Genomic DNA, 15,740 nt, shown 5'->3' with positions numbered 1-15,740 from the left:
AACTACATTGCTGCCGAAGGAGTAGCCAATGAACAAAGCAGCAAAGTTACTAATCGTTTTGGTTATTCTCGCCTTGCTTTCAGGTTGTTGGAGCCAATTTGAACTTCCTGATCGCGGGTTCGTGATGGGTGTTGCGCTGGATGAGGGCAAGAACGGAAAAATCGAAATGACGACGCAGGTGTACCGACCTCAGCCGGCTCATGGCGGCCATGATTTACCAAGCTCAGGAAACGGAACTGCAGGACTTAATATTACGACGACGGATACTACGGTTATGGAAGCGGTGCGCGATATCCCGATTCATCTAGGGCGTAAAGCTCAATGGAGTCATATGCGCGTTATAGTAATCGGAGAACAACTTGCCAGAAGCGTCAACATGGGTGAACTTCTTGACTTTTTCTATCGCGATCACGAGCCTAGGGTAACCGTTTCTCTGATGATTGCTAAAGGCAGAGCTGGTGAAATGCTGAACAAACAGCCTATTATCGAACAGACGATGGGACAGCAGCTGTTAAGCGCGAAGAAATTCGCCGCTTCCGCCTCAGCGAAAACAATAGATACGACTTTGCTTAAATGGGTGCTGCAGTCGTTAAGTGCGCATAACGACTCTTATATTTCGTACGTTTACGAGAACAAGGATAACAAGGATGTATTCTCAGCTGCCGGACTTGCTTTGTTCAAAGGGGGCAAGCTCGCAATCATTATGTCACCTAAGAAAACTGAAGGCCTGGTTATGCTTCGCAATGAGTATGATGATGGCGTTATTCAGTTGCCTTGTGACAGTCCATCCAAGGAAATGGAGACGTTGGAGATTATAAATCTGCAGACTAAAATCAAGACCCATATAAAAGGTGATCAGATCACTGTACACGTTAAAGCTCAAGGTGATGGCGCGATCGGTGAATTGAAATGCACTTCGATCAAAAATAAGGAGGAAGAAGCTGTATTCATTCACAAAGTGGAGGAAGCCATAAAAACAAAAATACGGAATACGGTTCATTATCTGCAGAAAAATAAGATTGACGTCATCGGGATCGGTAATTTAATCTATCGGAAGCATCCAAAGCAGTGGAAAAATTTAAGTAACGGATGGGATGATACATTTGCGGAGATTCCCTTCAACGTCGAAGTAAAGCTAAGGCTAGTTACAGGAGGAACGGTGATCAGCAAGCCGGTGACATCCGAGCCATGAGCTAAGAGTTCAAGGGGGAGCAACTATAATGGAACGTTACATTGTTATTATTGTTGCGTTTGGTTATGTTTATTTTTTTGACTATCTTCACGTAAAGAAAAAAGGTTCAAAAAAAGATATGTCGATCTATCTCGTGCTCATTCTACTCTCCTTATACATGGGAGTGGACTATGTCATGAACCGTGACTGGATTGATTATTATGATGTCTTCGAGCCGCTGTTTAAAGGAACTGCAAGGGAAATTGATTCATTCTTGAAATAACCATTAAGGAGCAGATGAGAGGAGGGGTCGTTGATGTCAGATAGGAAGCCAGAGCAGCAGGAGATAAGTTCTTTTCAACTGGGAGTGATATTTTTTGCGTATATGACAGGTTCTTCGATCATTAACATCCCCGGCCCTTTGATTGGACGGGCGTACAATGGTGCCTGGCTGTCTCTTCTCATCTCGGGAGCATTAGGATTTTGCATTCTGGCTTGTATCCTGTTTCTGAATCAACGCTATCCAGGCTTATCATTCGTCGAATGCGGCCAGCGATTGATCGGAACATGGTTAACTATAATGATTTCTATCTTCACATTGTCATTTCTTCTTCAAATGATTTCAGGTATTGTCCTGGATATCGGACTTTTTATGGTCAGTTCGATGATGAGGGAAACACCGCTATACGTGTTTACTTTTCTTGCCTTCGCCATTTCGGCTGCTACTGCTTATGCTGGAATAGAAGTTATAGCGCGCATGTTTACGTTGATCGCGATCGTTCTTTTATTAATGATCGGCTTGGTGCTTGTGCTGGCATTGAATCATTATAATCCGTCTAGCCTCCTGCCGATTATGCCGGATGGAATGAAGCCGATTCTTCATGGAGCATACTTCACCTTTGGCTTTCCTTATGTAGAAGTTTTCCTTATTGCCATGCTTCTGCCGTTTGTCAGCAAAGAAACGTCTCCAAAACTTCCGCGTACGTTATTAACTTCTTTGGCTTTGAATGTACTCATCATATGTATATCCAGCATTTGCACCATCATGGCGTTTGGCCCGCTTGCTGGTAAAAGGCCATATGCCCTCTTTTCCCTTGCCCATATTGTCGAGTTTCAAGAAATCGTCCAAAGGATTGAGTCTATCATCGGAATCTCACTCATTCTCGGCTCTTTTATGAAAACGACGGTTACCTTGTACGTGCTCAGCTTATATTTGACGCAATTGTTCAAGTTAAGCGATAACCGCATATTCATAATGCCTCTGGCACTACTCGGGTTTATGATTACCCTTGTAGGGTTTGATGGCAGTGCCGAATGGACAGAGATCGTATCCGTTTTACATCCAATATGGGGTTCGGCAGCATTTGTTGTTCCTTTACTCTTGGTGATGGTCGTCGCCATATTTAAGGGCAAAATTCTTAACGGCAAATCATAATAGGTTGAAGTAGTACGTCTGAGCAGAGGTAAGGGGATTTTCCCTTTACCTCTTTTTGTTTATTGGAGAGCTGATCTATGAAGACTTCGCATGAGTAATAGCTGTCTTTATATATTCTTTCAAAGTCTTAATGAATGTGCGCATGGCGTATCCGACATATCTATCACTCCGAGAGATCAGACAAATGTCTTGAGAAGGCGTAGGATTCCTTAGGTGCACGACCTTGATGTCCAAATTGTGAAGATTATCAAGCAGCAATCGAGGCAGTACACAAGCGCCAACTCCACTCTGAACCATCTGAAGCAGGGAAGATAACGTTGTAGTTACTATATGCGGCTGCAAAGTAAATCCGGCTTCCATGCAAAAACGGTCGATCAGTTTTCGGCATTGATGGTCTGGTGGGAACATGACCAGCTTCAAAGCAAGCAGCCTGCTCAAGGGGACGAAACTTTCCTTGGCAAGGGGATCGTTCTTACTTACCGCTAGCGAGAACTCCTCGTGAAACAGGGGGATTGAAGTGAGACGTTCGTCATTAACCGGCCCAATGGTTACGCCAATATCGATGCTTCGATCCAGGACTTGTTCCGTTACTTTCATGGTTTCCAAAAGAGATAGCGAGATAGTGGGATAGGTCTGATGGAAGTTGAGCAGCAAGGCATTAAACATGAGGTCCGCGTCACCGGGCAAAACGCCTATGGATAACGATCCGCCTTTCATCTGCTTCAGATCAGCTATGGCGTCGCTCGCCTGCTGCAGATGCCCGAGCACGGCAGCACCATGTTCATGAAGAATCGCTCCAGCGTCTGTGAGTACAATCGTTTTTCCTATACGATCGAATAACAGAACCCCTAATTCTTCTTCCAATTTCCTTATCTGCTGGCTGATGTTTGGCGCGCTAACTCCTAATTTTTCGGCTGCTCTCGTGAAGTGAAGCTCCTGACAGATTGCCATGAAATACTGTAGTTGTTTTAACTCCATCATTCACACTGCCTTTCAAATGTATCGATGAATGTATGTTTAGTAACTAGTGTCATCCCATCTTCTTTTTCTGTCAATGAATAATCGTTAACTTATACTTAACGTTTCGGTAATGTCCACTGCATTGATGGAAAGTCCCATGATACCTACAATGAGGAGGTAAACTTGGTTAACGAAAGCGAGCTGCAGGACACAAACCAATTCAGGAGGCGTTTAATAATGACACAATCGATTATTAATACTGGTAAAATGCTGCATCAGGTTGTGATTGGTCAGCTTCAGGCCATTACAGAGGATGTATTCGACAGGCAGCCGGAAGGCTTCAATAATACCATTCGTTGGAATGTCGGCCACATCATTTATTGGATGGATAAGTATTCTACCTTAAGCTTCGGCTCCCCAACGGCTATTCCGGACTCCTATGAAGCGTTGTTTAATTCCGGAACAAGGCCGCTGGACTGGACGGTTTCCCCTCCATCGAAGGAGGAGCTGGTTGAAAAGTTAACGGCTCAACTGTCCCGCCTATCTGAATTGACATCTGAATGGCTGGATAAGAAGCTTCTTGCTCCGTTTATTTTTGGACCGTTCCAATTCAGTACAGCCGCCGAGTTGTTCAATTTCGCACTCATTCACGAGGCCATACATCTTGGAACGATATCGAGCCAATTAAAGGTTCTGTCACGCTAAACCTTTGTGGAGGTTCAAATAAACTATAATAAGGAGGATTCTGTATGGAAAAATCTTTAGGAGCAGTCCCATCCCGAACTATCGAAGTGTTTGATGCTTTCAAACGAGCTTTCGAAACGGGGCAAACATTCGATTTTCTGAAGAAAGTTGTGGAGGGTTTTCATTTCTTCATTCCGCTCCCGATAGAGGGGTGGAATCACGAGCAGCAAGGCAAAGAGCGATTCGAGGAATTAATTCGGTTCGAGCGTTCCGTATTGCAGGTACAGCTTACTCCGCTCATCATGCTTGAGAATGGGGACAACGGGATGGTAATATTTCGCGCGGAAGGCTCGCTCAGTGGGCAACCTTATCGCAATGAGCTTGCGGTTGTCTTTGAGTACGAGGCAGAGGGGATCCGCTCGTTCCGTGAATATGTAGGTATGCCATTAAAAAGTTACGAATCCCCACAATAAAAAACGGCAGCCGGATCAACCAGGCAAGAGTGTGTTACTGAGCCGCGATGGCGGTGATACATGGGTACCTTTTAGCGATGGATTAGAACATCGTTATATGTTTAGTATGGTGGTCAGTAGAGATGACCCGGACATGATGCTCGTTTCTGCTTCTGCCGGTGCGAGAAATGCTTATGACTCTTCCGTTGCTGAATCTTATATTTATCGTAAAGAAGAAGATCAGCTATGGGAAAGAGTTGAACAGGGCTTGCCCGTGGCGAAAGGAACAATGATTTCTAATTTAGCAGAAGATCCACAAGATTTGAATATATTCTACGCATTGAATAATCGAGGGCTTTATCGATCTGCGGATAGAGGAAAAACTTGGTCTGCATTGCTAATCGATTGGAACAAGAAACATTTACAACTTGCACCTCAAAGGAGACATCGCAGCGCTTTGTTAGTTATCGGTCGGAAGGGAGAATAGTCCCATTTACAGCCATACTAACGGAGAACGATAGCATCATGACATGACGGCAGCCGGCAACGCGATCGGCTGCCGTTGTCCGTTCAAGTAAAGGGGAGTTTAACGCAACAAAACCTTCTAATTACTCGTATAGAAAAGGACAATGCTTTTGCGGAGGAGGTAATAAATGAAGAATCAATTTAAAAGTAGAGTTATTGTTATTTTAATAATAATAACTTGTTGCATTCTCTTACTTTTATTTTGGTGGTTATATAATATGGTGGATACTCCAAATTCAATGGATCCGTGACCGATTGTTTATTTAAACTAACTTATTAAGCTACGGGTTTCTTTTCCTCAACATGGTAACGATGATACGCTCGGACGCTGCTAAGTTTGTAGGTTTTGAGCAGATCTGGGATCAAACGTACAAACAGATCGAACCCTCACGATGATTACCGTGGAGTTCTCAGAGCAATCCCGCGAAAGCTGACAGCGTGGACTACATGAGCTTCCTGGAGATGTCTACGCCTATAACTAAATGATTAAAAGTAATGTTTTCAATGAGTTGATTTTGCTTATCTTGTGTTTTTAAACTTCATAGTAGAGCGACCTCCTGATGGGCTTTTGAGGCAATTCACTAATTCTGTTTCACGGCATTACCATCCAAGTAAACGCCGTAAGACAAACTCTCGATATACTTCAGTTGCTCCTCTTCATAGTTGGAGTCGTTCTTCAAAATCCGGTCATCTTCAATGTAATAGGGATAGAAGCCCATATCAATCCGCCCGTCATGCAGCGATAACTTCAATAATCCTGTGTCCGCATTGGGACCTGCCACGTGGTCGGGGAACAGGAAGTTGCCGATGGAATAAGCGATTGGTTTCCCTTTGTAATATTCGAAGCCCTGAAGAACGTGCGGATGACTGCCGATGATGGCGTCGGCTCCTGCATCAATCATCTTCTTAGCGAAATCCCTCTGCCATTTCTCCGGACGATTGTTCTGCTCGACCCCCCAATGCATATAGACGATAAAATAGTCGCTATCGGCAGATTGCTCGCGGATGGCCTTCAGGACTTTCTTCTGATTGTAAGCTCCGGCCACGCCTGGCCGGTCTTTGGCGGCATTCCATGAAACCAACGGTATGAACCTAGTGAAGGCCGCGATCTTTACCCTATTTCCATCTAAAATGACTGTCTTCGCCTGAAAGGCTTCTTCTTCGTTCTTCCCCGCCCCCGTATGAGTCAGGCCGACATCTTCTAAGTTCCTGATCGTATCCATGAGTCCTTCCGGAAGGTAATCTAGCACGTGGTTATTGGCCAGCGACACCATATCGAAACCGGCATTCCGAAGACCACCGAGCGAAGCAGGATCGGCATTGAAATTATAAGTCTGACTAGTATCTTTAACAGTTGCACTCGTTACGGCCGTCTCAAGATTAACGACCGCCCAGTCGGCAGCCTGGACCTGTTCCTTGACTTGCAGGAACGGATCGTCCACTCCCCGTTCGCGCATGGCTTCCTTAACGGAATCATCCATCATTACATCCCCGGCGAACACGATGCTAATATCCTTCTTATCTCCACTCGAATGATATGTATTCTCCGTATCTAGGGCATAACTTTCAGAATTAATGCGGCTTGCCCAGATATCACCGAATAGTTTGGCACGAAGTAACAAACCTGAACCAACCACAACCGAAAGTAATAAGGCTATCCAAATTCTTTTTTTCATGACTCACGACCTTTCGCGACTTTTTTGCATCAAACGATAAACGTTCGAAGTGTAGTCAAATTCTTTTTGTCGATATGAAATACGAACAATTCTTCTTGCTATTCACTTCCATGGCGAATGGCATGCGTTTCCTCCTTGTTTGTTACATTAGAATAGAGAGTACTTATAAAATAAAAGGTAGGTTAGAATTTAAATTTCTCTTAAACTGTCGGGAGGGAGGAGCGTCGCCTCTTCCTATTGCGGAAGCAAGACTATACTTCTTGGTACGAGACGCACCCGCAGCCAAAGGACGGCTTAGCCGGTTCTTGTGGCTGCCTGATGATTCGAATATGATGGAAGGAGGACGTTTTAAGTAGATCGAACTAAGGAGGCAAAGATGAAGGAAGCCGCTTTTGATATGAAGTTATTTGAGAGCTACAAGCCCGGGTTAACCTCGTATTGTTATCGAATGTTGGGATCCATTGATGATGCGGACGATGCTGTACAGGAAACCTATATCCGGGCATGGCAGAGCTGGGATCGATTCAGACAGGACTCATCTATTAAAACATGGATCTACCGCATAGCATCGAACTTATGCCTGGACAAGCTGAGGCAAGCGAAGCGCCGTACGCTCCCCGTTGACCTGTCCGACCCGGCGGTCAAGATTGTCGAACCGAACGAAACGCTGCCAGACTCGTCCTGGATTTGGCCTTCACCCGAATTTGGAGGAAATCCGGAAGATGCATTCGTTCGCAAGGATACCCTTCAGCTTTGCTTTATCGCACTCTTGCAAAGCTTGCCGCCTCGTCAACGCGCGGTTCTTATTCTGAAGGATGTCTTTGAATGGTCTTCGAAACAAATTGCGGAAACGTTGGGAATGTCCCCGGCAGCTGCGAACAGCGCACTGCAACGAGCCAGGGAGACGATGGATCGAACGAGGCTTCGTTCCGACGAATTTAGCAGGATGGATGTCAATCCCGACCAGAATCTTCTCTCGCGGTATGTGGAAGCGTTTGAGCAATTCGATATCCAAGCGCTTGTGTCGTTGTTTCATGAGGAAGGTTGTATGTCCATGCCGCCTTTCGCCATGTGGATAAGCGGGCAAGAAGATTTGTCCGCGTTTTTTGCGCTTACACGCTGGCATTGCGAGGGGTCTAAATTTTTGCCAACTACAGTAAATGGCGGTTATCCCGCTCTTGCGCAGTATGTGCCGGGTAAGGAGGCATCCGTCCTGGTGCCTTGGGGCATTCACGTGATTGAAGTAAAAGATAATCGGATATTCCATGTTCAAAATTTCATAAATGCAAAATTATTTTCCCGATTAGGGCTTCCGGAACAAATAGACCGATGAATTCGGAGATTGGCATTCGTCTATATTAGCGAGAAACAAAATTCCCGTAAAGAGGTGTCCTTCACAATGGAAACAAGTAATCCAACGAAAGTAACCGTAGAGACCATCGTTCAAGCCCCTGTAGAAAAAGTATGGAGCTATTGGACCGAGCCGGAACACATTACGAAGTGGAATCAACCTTCCGAGGAATGGCATGCGCCAAGAGCGGAGAACGACTTGCGGGCCGGCGGCGAATTCCTGACAAGGATGGAAGCGAAGGATGGCAGCATGGGTTTTGATTTTAGCGGAATTTACGACGAAGTGAAGCCGCATGAGAAGATCTCCTACACATTGGGAGACGGAAGGAAAGTGGACATTGCGTTCGTTGATCAAGGCGAGGCTACTAAGGTCATTGAAATCTTCGACGCCGAGAGCACTCACCCCGTTGAATTCCAACAGGCGGGTTGGCAAGCGATTATGGATAGTTTCAAACGATATACTGAAGCATCATAAGAATAAATCGAGGCGCTCATTAGTACGCCTTTTTCAACATACAGGATAGTATATGACTAGGTCCTACTTCACTATATTTCACAAAACGAAACGCGCTTTGCCACCAAAAGACGGCAGAGCGCTTTTCGCTTTGGATGAAAGTGCAATCGATCTCCATTTGTTCCGTTCTCAATCCATTGTTGTTATTGTGCTCTATCGTCAAACGATAGTATCACGACAAGACGGCAACCGGTCGTGCGATCGGTTGCCTGTATAACTCTATCATCGTTATCCATAACAGCATGTACTTCAAGATCCAAATAATCTGTTTAATATTGGTTGTTATCTTTTATTTTCAGGTATAAAAGTGTAGATTTCCTCTGTTAAGCAAGGTGAGGAATAAAGATGTTAACGATTGAGCGATATGTGACGCTGTACGGACGGTTAGCGAGTGAGGTTGGAGCTGGGGCAGCAGCGGAGGCATCACTGAAACAAATAGCTGAGGTGTTGTATTGTACGGAACGAAATGCAAAGCTTGTTCTCCGCAAACTGTCAGAGGAAGGCTACATCGAGTGGAAGGCAGGAAGAGGCAGGGGCAACCGCTCACAGATTACCTTCCGGGAGGACCGGGAGAAGCTGCTTCTGAATCTTTCGCGTCAATATGATGACCCTGGATTTGGCAGAATGTATCTTTTCATTTGATGCGCATATGATTCAGCAGATCTGTGATAGACTTGTCGTGCTGGAGGAGAATACGGGCAGAATATTGCCCGGTATCGCCCATGTTGCAAGGAGTATGACACCTATTATTGATAGGTCATTGTTTGGAGGAGTGAAGTGAACTATGTATCATACTTCGCCGGATAAAACGGCGCTAAAATGAAACGGTGGCCCAAGAATACCATAGCGGCGGGGCATCGGCATTCCGTTGCTCTCCTTTCGGACGGTACGGTAATAGCTGTGGGGGATAATAAATTTGGCCAATGCAATGTAAGCGGCTGGCGAGATATGAAATCGGTAGCGGCTGGCAATGTTCATAGGGCGACGAATACAGGGAACTCGCATACGATCGGACTTGCGTCTGACGGCATGGTATCAGCAGTAGGTTGGAATAAGCATAACCAATGCGATGTAAACGATTGGCGCGGTATTGTAGCGATAACGGCCGGTTGGCGCCGTTCCGTCGGACTGAGATCGGATGGCACTGTGGTGGCTGCAGGTAGAACTCATGAAGGGCAATGTGATGTGGGCCGTTGGCATGACATTGTGGCGATAACGGCGGGTGACTGGCACACCGTCGGGCTTCAATCAGATGGCACGGTGACAAGTGTTGTTAATAATCGGTATGGCCAATGTAATGTGAGCGACTGGTACGACATAGTGGCTATAGCAGCGGGCTACCTGCATACCGGCGGTCTAAAATCGGACGGTACGTTGACGGCGGCGGGATGGAATAAGCATCAGCAATGCGATGTAAGTAACTGGCGAGGTATAACGGCAATTGCGGCGGGTAGTTATCATACCATTGGTCTAAAATCGGACGGTACGGTGACGGCGGCGGGTTCGAATGAGCATGGCCAATGCAATGTATGCAGCTGGCGTGATATTGTGGCAGTAGCGGCGGGAAGCGCGCATACTCTCGGCCTTAAATCGGATGGCACAATGGTTGCTGTCGGTGACAATGCATATGGCCAATGCAATATAAACGGTTGGAGTGGCATCCAACTGCCCTTTGATGGGAGAGATAATTCATTCAGCTAAAACTAAACGGGAGACGATAGCTTAGTAAAGACAGTGCGCAGCCGGTCATTATGACCGGCTGCTAATGGTTAAATGCAACATTGTGATAATAGCTTCCGTATTATGGTTTAGAGGAGGTATATAGGATAGTTGATGATTATTTTTATGTTACCAATCTATGTCGTCCTAATTTGGAGCTATTTTGAACCCAGGGAAAGTCTTATGTGGGGGAGAAGATGGATGTATGATGAAGAACCAGAACTATCAGGAAAAGCAATACGTTATACCAAGATAGCTACGTTGGTGAGCATTATTTTTATTACGCTTCTTATTGTAGTTTATTTCATAGCAGCCAATAACTGATATAAAAGGATTGGTTTAATGAAGAAGATAGTTCTCTCTTTTCTATTACTAGTAATTCTTTGTTCATGTAGCAGTCAGTTTAATAAAGAAACATGGTTAGAAGAACCAGATAAGAGAAATGACATGGTGCATAGCTTGATAAAAATGTACGAACTTAAAGGAATGACTGAAACCGAAATTATTGACTTACTTGGAGAACCCGCAGAAAAACGAGAGGAACCTTCTCGACAGTTTGTTTATTACTTAGGGAGAGCAGGATTAGGAGTAGATGATAGTTTGATGAGACTTAATTTTAATAAGAATGGTGAACTTGAAAGTCATGAGGTAAGCCATGATTAGTATTAATTCTTTAAACTAATGAGTAACTATAGTTTAATCAAAAAGCTGCAGTAGATCAGAGATCCGCTGCAGCTTTTGTTGAAGTAAAGGGCAGAATAGTTCCAAAATATGGTAGTATAGTAGACTGATAGCAAGTAGAGGGAAAATCACTATAACTAAGCGAAACAAAAATAGTAGGTGCTGAGGAGCTAATGGTAATGGTCCCAAAACTAGATTAATTGGAGGTTGTAAATGAAAAAGCGATATTGGCTGATTCCCCTCCTGATTCTTGCTGTACCCGCACTGCTGATCGTTCTGTTCTTTCGCCTCCTGGATTCAGTTTACCCGGAACCGCCAAAATCGACTGTGAAGTATGCTGAATTTCCCTTACATGCGGTATACATATTGAACGGTCAGCGCCACGAATTGAGGGACACAATAATTGGTGAGTATGGCGGGACAGGTTGGAACGAAGGGAATGGGAAATTCCGCAAGTGGAAGCTAAGTCTTAAAAGCAGCGGAGAAGATCAATTGACCATTGTCAAATCGAAAGAAGGAGACGTGGAAATTGAGATCTTTTTTAGCTTAGGCCACGCTGAATATCTTATGGGAGATCCTGATAAGGATCGGAACTACACACAGAACTACCCGAGCGGTGCCTTGATATCAAAAAAAGAAGGCGGCATGACTAACACGAGTTTGTTCACATCAGGTGAACTGACAGAGAAGTATAATATACGTATCCTTGAGTGGGAAACGGGTCCGCCTATTCAAAATCATTTTGAAGCAGAAAACTGAGACTTATATGAAAATCTATTCAGCCAAACCCTGTTCAATTGATTATGGTCGAGCTAGAAAAATTTATGAAATACAGGGAGTAGTTTGCCGCCGCAGCTGTTTTACCAATCGTCCTGTATAATCAAAATGAAATTATCCTTTGCAGGAGGAAAAATGATGTGGATTATTTTTCCTGAAATGTGGAGAAGTGTTCATATTAATAAGCTAAGGAACGGAGTCAGGGTACTTTATGGAGGGCTCAGGAAAGGTTGCAACAGCTGAGGTAATTGAGATTCTTGAACTTCATTCAAACTCAGAGTCGCTATTTTAACGGGGAACGTTAGTTCAGAGCCCATTCAGGAGCAGCTCGCCACCACGGCAGTCTGCTCTTTTTGTCAGTAAGCTGTTGGACTGTTTAGCGCAACAAATGTACTGTTACAACGTATAAAAAGTGATTCCATATTTAGGGATATCAATGGAGATGGTGAGAAATTTCAGAAGAAAATTTGAGAACATTAAATCTGTTCCATTAAGATAAATTCGTATAATTTAGGGGTGCTTTTATGAATAAATATGGATTCATATTTTTTATTGCGATTCTATTATTAATATCAGGATGCCAAAAGAATGATTCTAACGACGAATTAGTTAAAGCTCAGAATAACGTTAATGTAATAGCTTCTTCATTTAAGATCCCTACTTTGGATGGATATGAAGTTAGTTCAATACGACATATCTTCCCTCCGAAGGACAAACAAGGCATTTTTATTGGGGATAAACAAGACGTTATAGTCACGTACACCAAGAACAAAGGCAAAATGGAGAAGACTTCAAATGAACAGAATGAACAGAAAGTGTCCCCTGAAACAGAAGTTTTATATGGACCTTATCAAGGAGATACAATCATCGAAATAACACATAGTAATTTACAAAATGATTTAGACAATAGCGGAACAATTGTAGTAGCCGAAGAACTAGTTAAAAGAGCAAAAGTTGGTGAACATACATTTTTAGTTTTTAACACAGCCAAAGGTTCAATCACGATGAATTTCAACAACTTGGACGATGATAATAGCCTAAGCATTGCTCAGCAAGTAATAAAGGAAAATAAATAAGATAGCTACGTAACAATTTCTTTAACTAACGGTGAACATTAGTTGAACGGATCATGCGGTTACTCAAGCAGCAATAACAGAAGTCGATAGAAGAGGGTTTAAATGTTCCACATAGAGGATTTAGTTCCAAAAGATAAATTTGACATGGAAACAATAAATAAGTTAAGAATTATTGCTCTTGGTGATCTTCAGCCCATAATGGAAAAACTGTTCGAATGGATTCAAGATTGTAACTAAGTTAAAAAGGAAATCGGACCAGACTTATTAAGAGTATTTATGAGTCCTACTAAGAATGAAAAACTATGTGAAATTGATTTAGCGGTTAGAGAAATATATAAGAATTAAATTGAGAAGCTAAGCTAACGGTAAACGATAGTTTATCATTGGAGGATCTCATGAAATTAATGCACTGGTGTTTCGATGATGACCCCCGGGGTCCATTAGATGAATGGAATTGGGTGGAGATAACCATGACTTTTGAAAATGGAAGCAAACGGTGGAGTATTTTGTATACCCCTGACAGGCTAAAAAATAGTCTTTCCCGAATGAATATAGACCCTCCAGGTTTGTTCATCAAACATATGATAATTGTACGGAGTTATGATGAAAGCGATATTGAGCGAACATTAAGGTTTTTAGAGAGTGAAAATGAGTTGCTCAATGCATCAAAACCACTGAACTAGCGGGAAACGACACCACAGAAGGAGACAGTCATGGCAACTAGGGTTTATCTATTTTTAGAGGAGAATGATTTCAAGTTAGAGGCATGGGAGGGTGCAAGATCAGAATTCAAGCGTTGTGTTGAAAACCACCGAATAACCGTTAGTTCAGGTCGCAATATGAACCACGCCAGTATAGAAGTTCAGTGCGGTGGCAGTATAGATCTCGCCTTAAAGTTTAATATAAGTGATCTGAAGCAGGAAAAATCGTCTATGCTTGCGTCTATGGAGCAAAGCGTTGTAGTGGACATAGAAGATAATGATTTTGACTATTGGGATCAGATCCCACCATTCGGGGTAGTAGAACTATACGATATTGAGCTTGAGCGAGGAAAGAAGGCAACGGAACCGGAAGTCGAGGCTTTTGTTACGTTAATATATAATTTTCTACTTAAACATTTTATGATGTTTGCCTTCAGAGAAAGCGAAATTGAGTCCGTTCGTTCATACATTTTTGATTGGAGTAGTTGTATAAAGACATTTAGTCATGATGGTGAAACTGGTTATAGAGTAAGTAAATTCGGTTAAACGGTAGTGTGGGATGGAATTTGAAATTATTAATCAATATCCCACAATTGGCTATTCAACTATTGCGCGAAGGTTATAAATGCGATATTACCGCCTATAATGCAGGTGAAATTACAGGGACAATTACACGCCGCTTAGTCGCAATTGTAGAACGACAATTTACTGGACGTACTATCAATCTTCGTAACGGACATGGTACTATCTAAAGCTCTGGGAGATAACTTAGACTCTGCAGACAAAGCAAAAGGTTCCCCATTTAAAATGGGTGGACTTTTTTTATTTATTGGGCTAATTGGATACAACTTGCGTTACAAAAACGAATAACACATGGGCACAGTTGACTCGGCTGGGGGAGATGGGAATCACTGTTTAAAGAGTGTACATGAGAACCATAATAGGGGTCATACTGATAGATATAAGCTTCATGGTAGAATCAATAGATCTATTGGGTTAATTAGTATGTTGATAACTCATGAACTTAAGCAGCAGCCGGTCAGACTTTTTTCTTTCGTCCATGGCTGCTGCTGTTTTATTTTTTAGAAGTCATGGCAGTTGATTGTTCATGAAGAAGAATTGGCCGGTTGGCCCGTCCGCGGGCAGCGAAGCCAGCATTACGCTAGTCTTGCTGCCTTCCGCAGCGTCGATTTCGACGTATTGGCCGCCAATTTCGGTCTTAAGCTGGTGAAAATAGTTTACTAGATAACTTGACAACATTAGAATGAATCCTTATTATGAGAACGATTGATCTAATAACCTGCGCAGGTATTTAAACATAATCATGAACGATGAGGAGGCTAAACGATGTCGAAGTTGAATATCGGAATCATTTTAGGTAGCACGCGCCAAGGCCGCTTAAGCCCGCAGGTCGGAGAATGGGTAAAAAAAGTCGCCGATGGTCGTAACGATGCGAACTATGAAATCGTGGATATCGTTGATTATAAGCTTCCTTTTTTTGGTGAAGCCGACGCAACCGAGCAAGCAAAGGCGTGGAACGAGAAGCTATTCGCCCTTGACGGCTTCGTATTTATTGCACAGGAGTACAATCACAGCATCACCGGAGCCCTAAAGAATGCTATCGATTACGCACGGGAGGCATGGAATAACAAAGCGGCCGGGATTGTAAGCTACGGTTCCGTAGGCGGTGCTCGTGCCGCCGAGCATCTTCGCGGCATTTTGGGAGAAGTATCGGTAGCGGACGTTCGCGTTCAGGTTGCTTTATCCCTCTTCACCGATTTCGAAAACATGTCGGTCTTCAAGCCGGCGGATCTGCATCTAACGAACTTGAACGCTATGCTCGATCAGGTGATTGCCTGGAGCGGCGCGCTTAAGACGATTCGCTAATTAAACGAACAAACGCCTCTTTCCCGTAACTGCGGGGTTGAGGCGTTTTTTTCGACTAGGTCATGATAAAGCTATATAGGAGACTTCATTACGTGCATGTCGTTTGCCAATCAAGATTTAGTTGAATCACAA

At 43.7% G+C, this 15,740-nt stretch carries 20 protein-coding genes and 2 pseudogenes; 18 read left to right on the top strand and 4 right to left on the bottom strand.

All coding sequences use genetic code 11. The annotated features are described in order from the left end of the window. The first annotated feature begins 28 nt into the window (after positions 1-28). From BM200_RS06425 to BM200_RS06415, 3 genes are read left to right on the top strand one after another with little or no spacing between them, the layout of a single operon-like run. Positions 29-1,192, top strand: coding sequence for a Ger(x)C family spore germination protein (locus tag BM200_RS06425; RefSeq protein ID WP_091182753.1), 1,164 nt, complete (start codon positions 29-31; stop codon positions 1,190-1,192). Positions 1,193-1,220: 28 nt separating this feature from the next. Continuing rightward, on the top strand, positions 1,221-1,454 hold the full coding sequence (locus BM200_RS06420; protein WP_091182750.1) for a hypothetical protein: 234 nt from the start codon (positions 1,221-1,223) through the stop codon (positions 1,452-1,454). A gap of 33 nt (positions 1,455-1,487) precedes the next feature. Next, entirely contained in the window at positions 1,488-2,606 is a 1,119-nt protein-coding gene (locus tag BM200_RS06415) for a GerAB/ArcD/ProY family transporter (RefSeq protein WP_091182747.1), read from the top strand. Between the two features lie 75 nt (positions 2,607-2,681). On the opposite strand, the gene BM200_RS06410 is transcribed toward BM200_RS06415, so the two are convergent. Further along, positions 2,682-3,584 (bottom strand): LysR family transcriptional regulator, encoded by a 903-nt coding sequence (locus tag BM200_RS06410; protein WP_091182745.1) that lies wholly within the window; start codon positions 3,582-3,584, stop codon positions 2,682-2,684. Positions 3,585-3,803: 219 nt separating this feature from the next. Between BM200_RS06410 and BM200_RS06405 the strand changes: the two genes are divergently transcribed. Genes BM200_RS06405 through BM200_RS06395 form a run of 3 tightly spaced genes read left to right on the top strand, consistent with a single transcriptional unit; the run spans position 3,804 to position 5,189 of the window. Then, the gene (locus BM200_RS06405; RefSeq protein WP_091182743.1) at positions 3,804-4,271 is read left to right on the top strand and encodes a DinB family protein; all 468 of its coding nucleotides are present in this window, start codon (positions 3,804-3,806) and stop codon (positions 4,269-4,271) included. A gap of 44 nt (positions 4,272-4,315) precedes the next feature. Then, the gene (locus tag BM200_RS06400) at positions 4,316-4,723 is read left to right on the top strand and encodes a nuclear transport factor 2 family protein (RefSeq protein WP_091182741.1); all 408 of its coding nucleotides are present in this window, start codon (positions 4,316-4,318) and stop codon (positions 4,721-4,723) included. 31 nt (positions 4,724-4,754) lie between these two features. Next, on the top strand, positions 4,755-5,189 hold the full coding sequence (locus BM200_RS06395) for a WD40/YVTN/BNR-like repeat-containing protein (RefSeq protein ID WP_139230756.1): 435 nt from the start codon (positions 4,755-4,757) through the stop codon (positions 5,187-5,189). Positions 5,190-5,551: 362 nt separating this feature from the next. On the opposite strand, the pseudogene BM200_RS30790 reads toward BM200_RS06395, so the two are convergent. Together BM200_RS30790 and BM200_RS06390 are read right to left on the bottom strand one after the other, a co-directional pair. Then, positions 5,552-5,733: pseudogene (locus tag BM200_RS30790) on the bottom strand (IS110 family RNA-guided transposase); the annotation flags it as partial. 75 nt (positions 5,734-5,808) lie between these two features. Then, on the bottom strand, positions 5,809-6,729 hold the full coding sequence (locus BM200_RS06390; RefSeq protein WP_245772914.1) for a CapA family protein: 921 nt from the start codon (positions 6,727-6,729) through the stop codon (positions 5,809-5,811). Positions 6,730-7,276: 547 nt separating this feature from the next. Here BM200_RS06390 and BM200_RS06385 point away from each other — a divergent pair. From BM200_RS06385 to BM200_RS30585, 11 genes and pseudogenes are all read left to right on the top strand, one after another. Further along, positions 7,277-8,236, top strand: a pseudogene (locus BM200_RS06385) (sigma-70 family RNA polymerase sigma factor); the annotation flags it as partial. Between the two features lie 66 nt (positions 8,237-8,302). Then, the gene (locus tag BM200_RS06380; RefSeq protein WP_091182732.1) at positions 8,303-8,728 is read left to right on the top strand and encodes an SRPBCC family protein; all 426 of its coding nucleotides are present in this window, start codon (positions 8,303-8,305) and stop codon (positions 8,726-8,728) included. Between the two features lie 384 nt (positions 8,729-9,112). Beyond that, positions 9,113-9,409 (top strand): SgrR family transcriptional regulator, encoded by a 297-nt coding sequence (locus tag BM200_RS06375; protein WP_245772913.1) that lies wholly within the window; start codon positions 9,113-9,115, stop codon positions 9,407-9,409. A 177-nt stretch (positions 9,410-9,586) separates the two neighbouring features. Continuing rightward, a complete protein-coding gene (locus BM200_RS06370; protein ID WP_091182729.1) occupies positions 9,587-10,468 on the top strand; it encodes an RCC1 domain-containing protein in 882 nt (293 codons plus the stop codon). A 360-nt stretch (positions 10,469-10,828) separates the two neighbouring features. Beyond that, entirely contained in the window at positions 10,829-11,149 is a 321-nt protein-coding gene (locus tag BM200_RS06360; RefSeq protein ID WP_091182724.1) for a hypothetical protein, read from the top strand. 231 nt (positions 11,150-11,380) lie between these two features. Then, positions 11,381-11,926, top strand: a complete 546-nt coding sequence (locus tag BM200_RS06355) for a hypothetical protein (protein WP_091182722.1) — start codon at positions 11,381-11,383, stop codon at positions 11,924-11,926. Positions 11,927-12,468: 542 nt separating this feature from the next. Further along, the gene (locus BM200_RS06350) at positions 12,469-13,020 is read left to right on the top strand and encodes a hypothetical protein (protein WP_091182719.1); all 552 of its coding nucleotides are present in this window, start codon (positions 12,469-12,471) and stop codon (positions 13,018-13,020) included. Positions 13,021-13,122: 102 nt separating this feature from the next. Further along, entirely contained in the window at positions 13,123-13,257 is a 135-nt protein-coding gene (locus BM200_RS30785) for a DUF5071 domain-containing protein (RefSeq protein ID WP_091182718.1), read from the top strand. A gap of 158 nt (positions 13,258-13,415) precedes the next feature. Next, on the top strand, positions 13,416-13,703 hold the full coding sequence (locus BM200_RS06340) for a hypothetical protein (RefSeq protein WP_091182716.1): 288 nt from the start codon (positions 13,416-13,418) through the stop codon (positions 13,701-13,703). A gap of 30 nt (positions 13,704-13,733) precedes the next feature. Beyond that, positions 13,734-14,267 (top strand): hypothetical protein, encoded by a 534-nt coding sequence (locus tag BM200_RS06335; protein ID WP_091182713.1) that lies wholly within the window; start codon positions 13,734-13,736, stop codon positions 14,265-14,267. 8 nt (positions 14,268-14,275) lie between these two features. Further along, positions 14,276-14,473, top strand: a complete 198-nt coding sequence (locus BM200_RS30585) for a small, acid-soluble spore protein, alpha/beta type (RefSeq protein ID WP_281248343.1) — start codon at positions 14,276-14,278, stop codon at positions 14,471-14,473. Between the two features lie 337 nt (positions 14,474-14,810). Here BM200_RS30585 and BM200_RS06325 read toward each other — a convergent pair whose 3' ends face one another. Then, entirely contained in the window at positions 14,811-14,981 is a 171-nt protein-coding gene (locus tag BM200_RS06325; RefSeq protein WP_175532755.1) for a hypothetical protein, read from the bottom strand. A gap of 87 nt (positions 14,982-15,068) precedes the next feature. Between BM200_RS06325 and BM200_RS06320 the strand changes: the two genes are divergently transcribed. Next, positions 15,069-15,608, top strand: a complete 540-nt coding sequence (locus BM200_RS06320; protein ID WP_091182707.1) for an NADPH-dependent FMN reductase — start codon at positions 15,069-15,071, stop codon at positions 15,606-15,608. The last annotated feature ends 132 nt before the right edge of the window (positions 15,609-15,740 follow it).

Source organism: Paenibacillus catalpae, from assembly GCF_900112695.1.
Classification (GTDB): Bacteria; Bacillota; Bacilli; order Paenibacillales; family Paenibacillaceae; genus Pristimantibacillus; species Pristimantibacillus catalpae.
This window is presented reverse-complemented; position numbering and strand designations above follow the sequence as displayed.

Excerpts from the sequence above, each read along its gene's own strand:
- BM200_RS06425 (WP_091182753.1), top strand. The coding sequence starts at position 29 with ATGAACAAAGCAGCAAAGTTACTAATCGTTTTGGTTATTCTCGCCTTG.
- BM200_RS06420 (WP_091182750.1), top strand. The coding sequence starts at position 1,221 with ATGGAACGTTACATTGTTATTATTGTTGCGTTTGGTTATGTTTATTTT.
- BM200_RS06415 (WP_091182747.1), top strand. The coding sequence starts at position 1,488 with ATGTCAGATAGGAAGCCAGAGCAGCAGGAGATAAGTTCTTTTCAACTG.
- BM200_RS06410 (WP_091182745.1), bottom strand. The coding sequence starts at position 3,584 with ATGGAGTTAAAACAACTACAGTATTTCATGGCAATCTGTCAGGAGCTT.
- BM200_RS06405 (WP_091182743.1), top strand. The coding sequence starts at position 3,804 with ATGACACAATCGATTATTAATACTGGTAAAATGCTGCATCAGGTTGTG.
- BM200_RS06400 (WP_091182741.1), top strand. The coding sequence starts at position 4,316 with ATGGAAAAATCTTTAGGAGCAGTCCCATCCCGAACTATCGAAGTGTTT.
- BM200_RS06380 (WP_091182732.1), top strand. The coding sequence starts at position 8,303 with ATGGAAACAAGTAATCCAACGAAAGTAACCGTAGAGACCATCGTTCAA.
- BM200_RS06375 (WP_245772913.1), top strand. The coding sequence starts at position 9,113 with ATGTTAACGATTGAGCGATATGTGACGCTGTACGGACGGTTAGCGAGT.
- BM200_RS06370 (WP_091182729.1), top strand. The coding sequence starts at position 9,587 with ATGAAACGGTGGCCCAAGAATACCATAGCGGCGGGGCATCGGCATTCC.
- BM200_RS06360 (WP_091182724.1), top strand. The coding sequence starts at position 10,829 with ATGAAGAAGATAGTTCTCTCTTTTCTATTACTAGTAATTCTTTGTTCA.
- BM200_RS06355 (WP_091182722.1), top strand. The coding sequence starts at position 11,381 with ATGAAAAAGCGATATTGGCTGATTCCCCTCCTGATTCTTGCTGTACCC.
- BM200_RS06350 (WP_091182719.1), top strand. The coding sequence starts at position 12,469 with ATGAATAAATATGGATTCATATTTTTTATTGCGATTCTATTATTAATA.
- BM200_RS30785 (WP_091182718.1), top strand. The coding sequence starts at position 13,123 with ATGTTCCACATAGAGGATTTAGTTCCAAAAGATAAATTTGACATGGAA.
- BM200_RS06340 (WP_091182716.1), top strand. The coding sequence starts at position 13,416 with ATGAAATTAATGCACTGGTGTTTCGATGATGACCCCCGGGGTCCATTA.
- BM200_RS06335 (WP_091182713.1), top strand. The coding sequence starts at position 13,734 with ATGGCAACTAGGGTTTATCTATTTTTAGAGGAGAATGATTTCAAGTTA.
- BM200_RS06325 (WP_175532755.1), bottom strand. The coding sequence starts at position 14,981 with ATGTTGTCAAGTTATCTAGTAAACTATTTTCACCAGCTTAAGACCGAA.
- BM200_RS06320 (WP_091182707.1), top strand. The coding sequence starts at position 15,069 with ATGTCGAAGTTGAATATCGGAATCATTTTAGGTAGCACGCGCCAAGGC.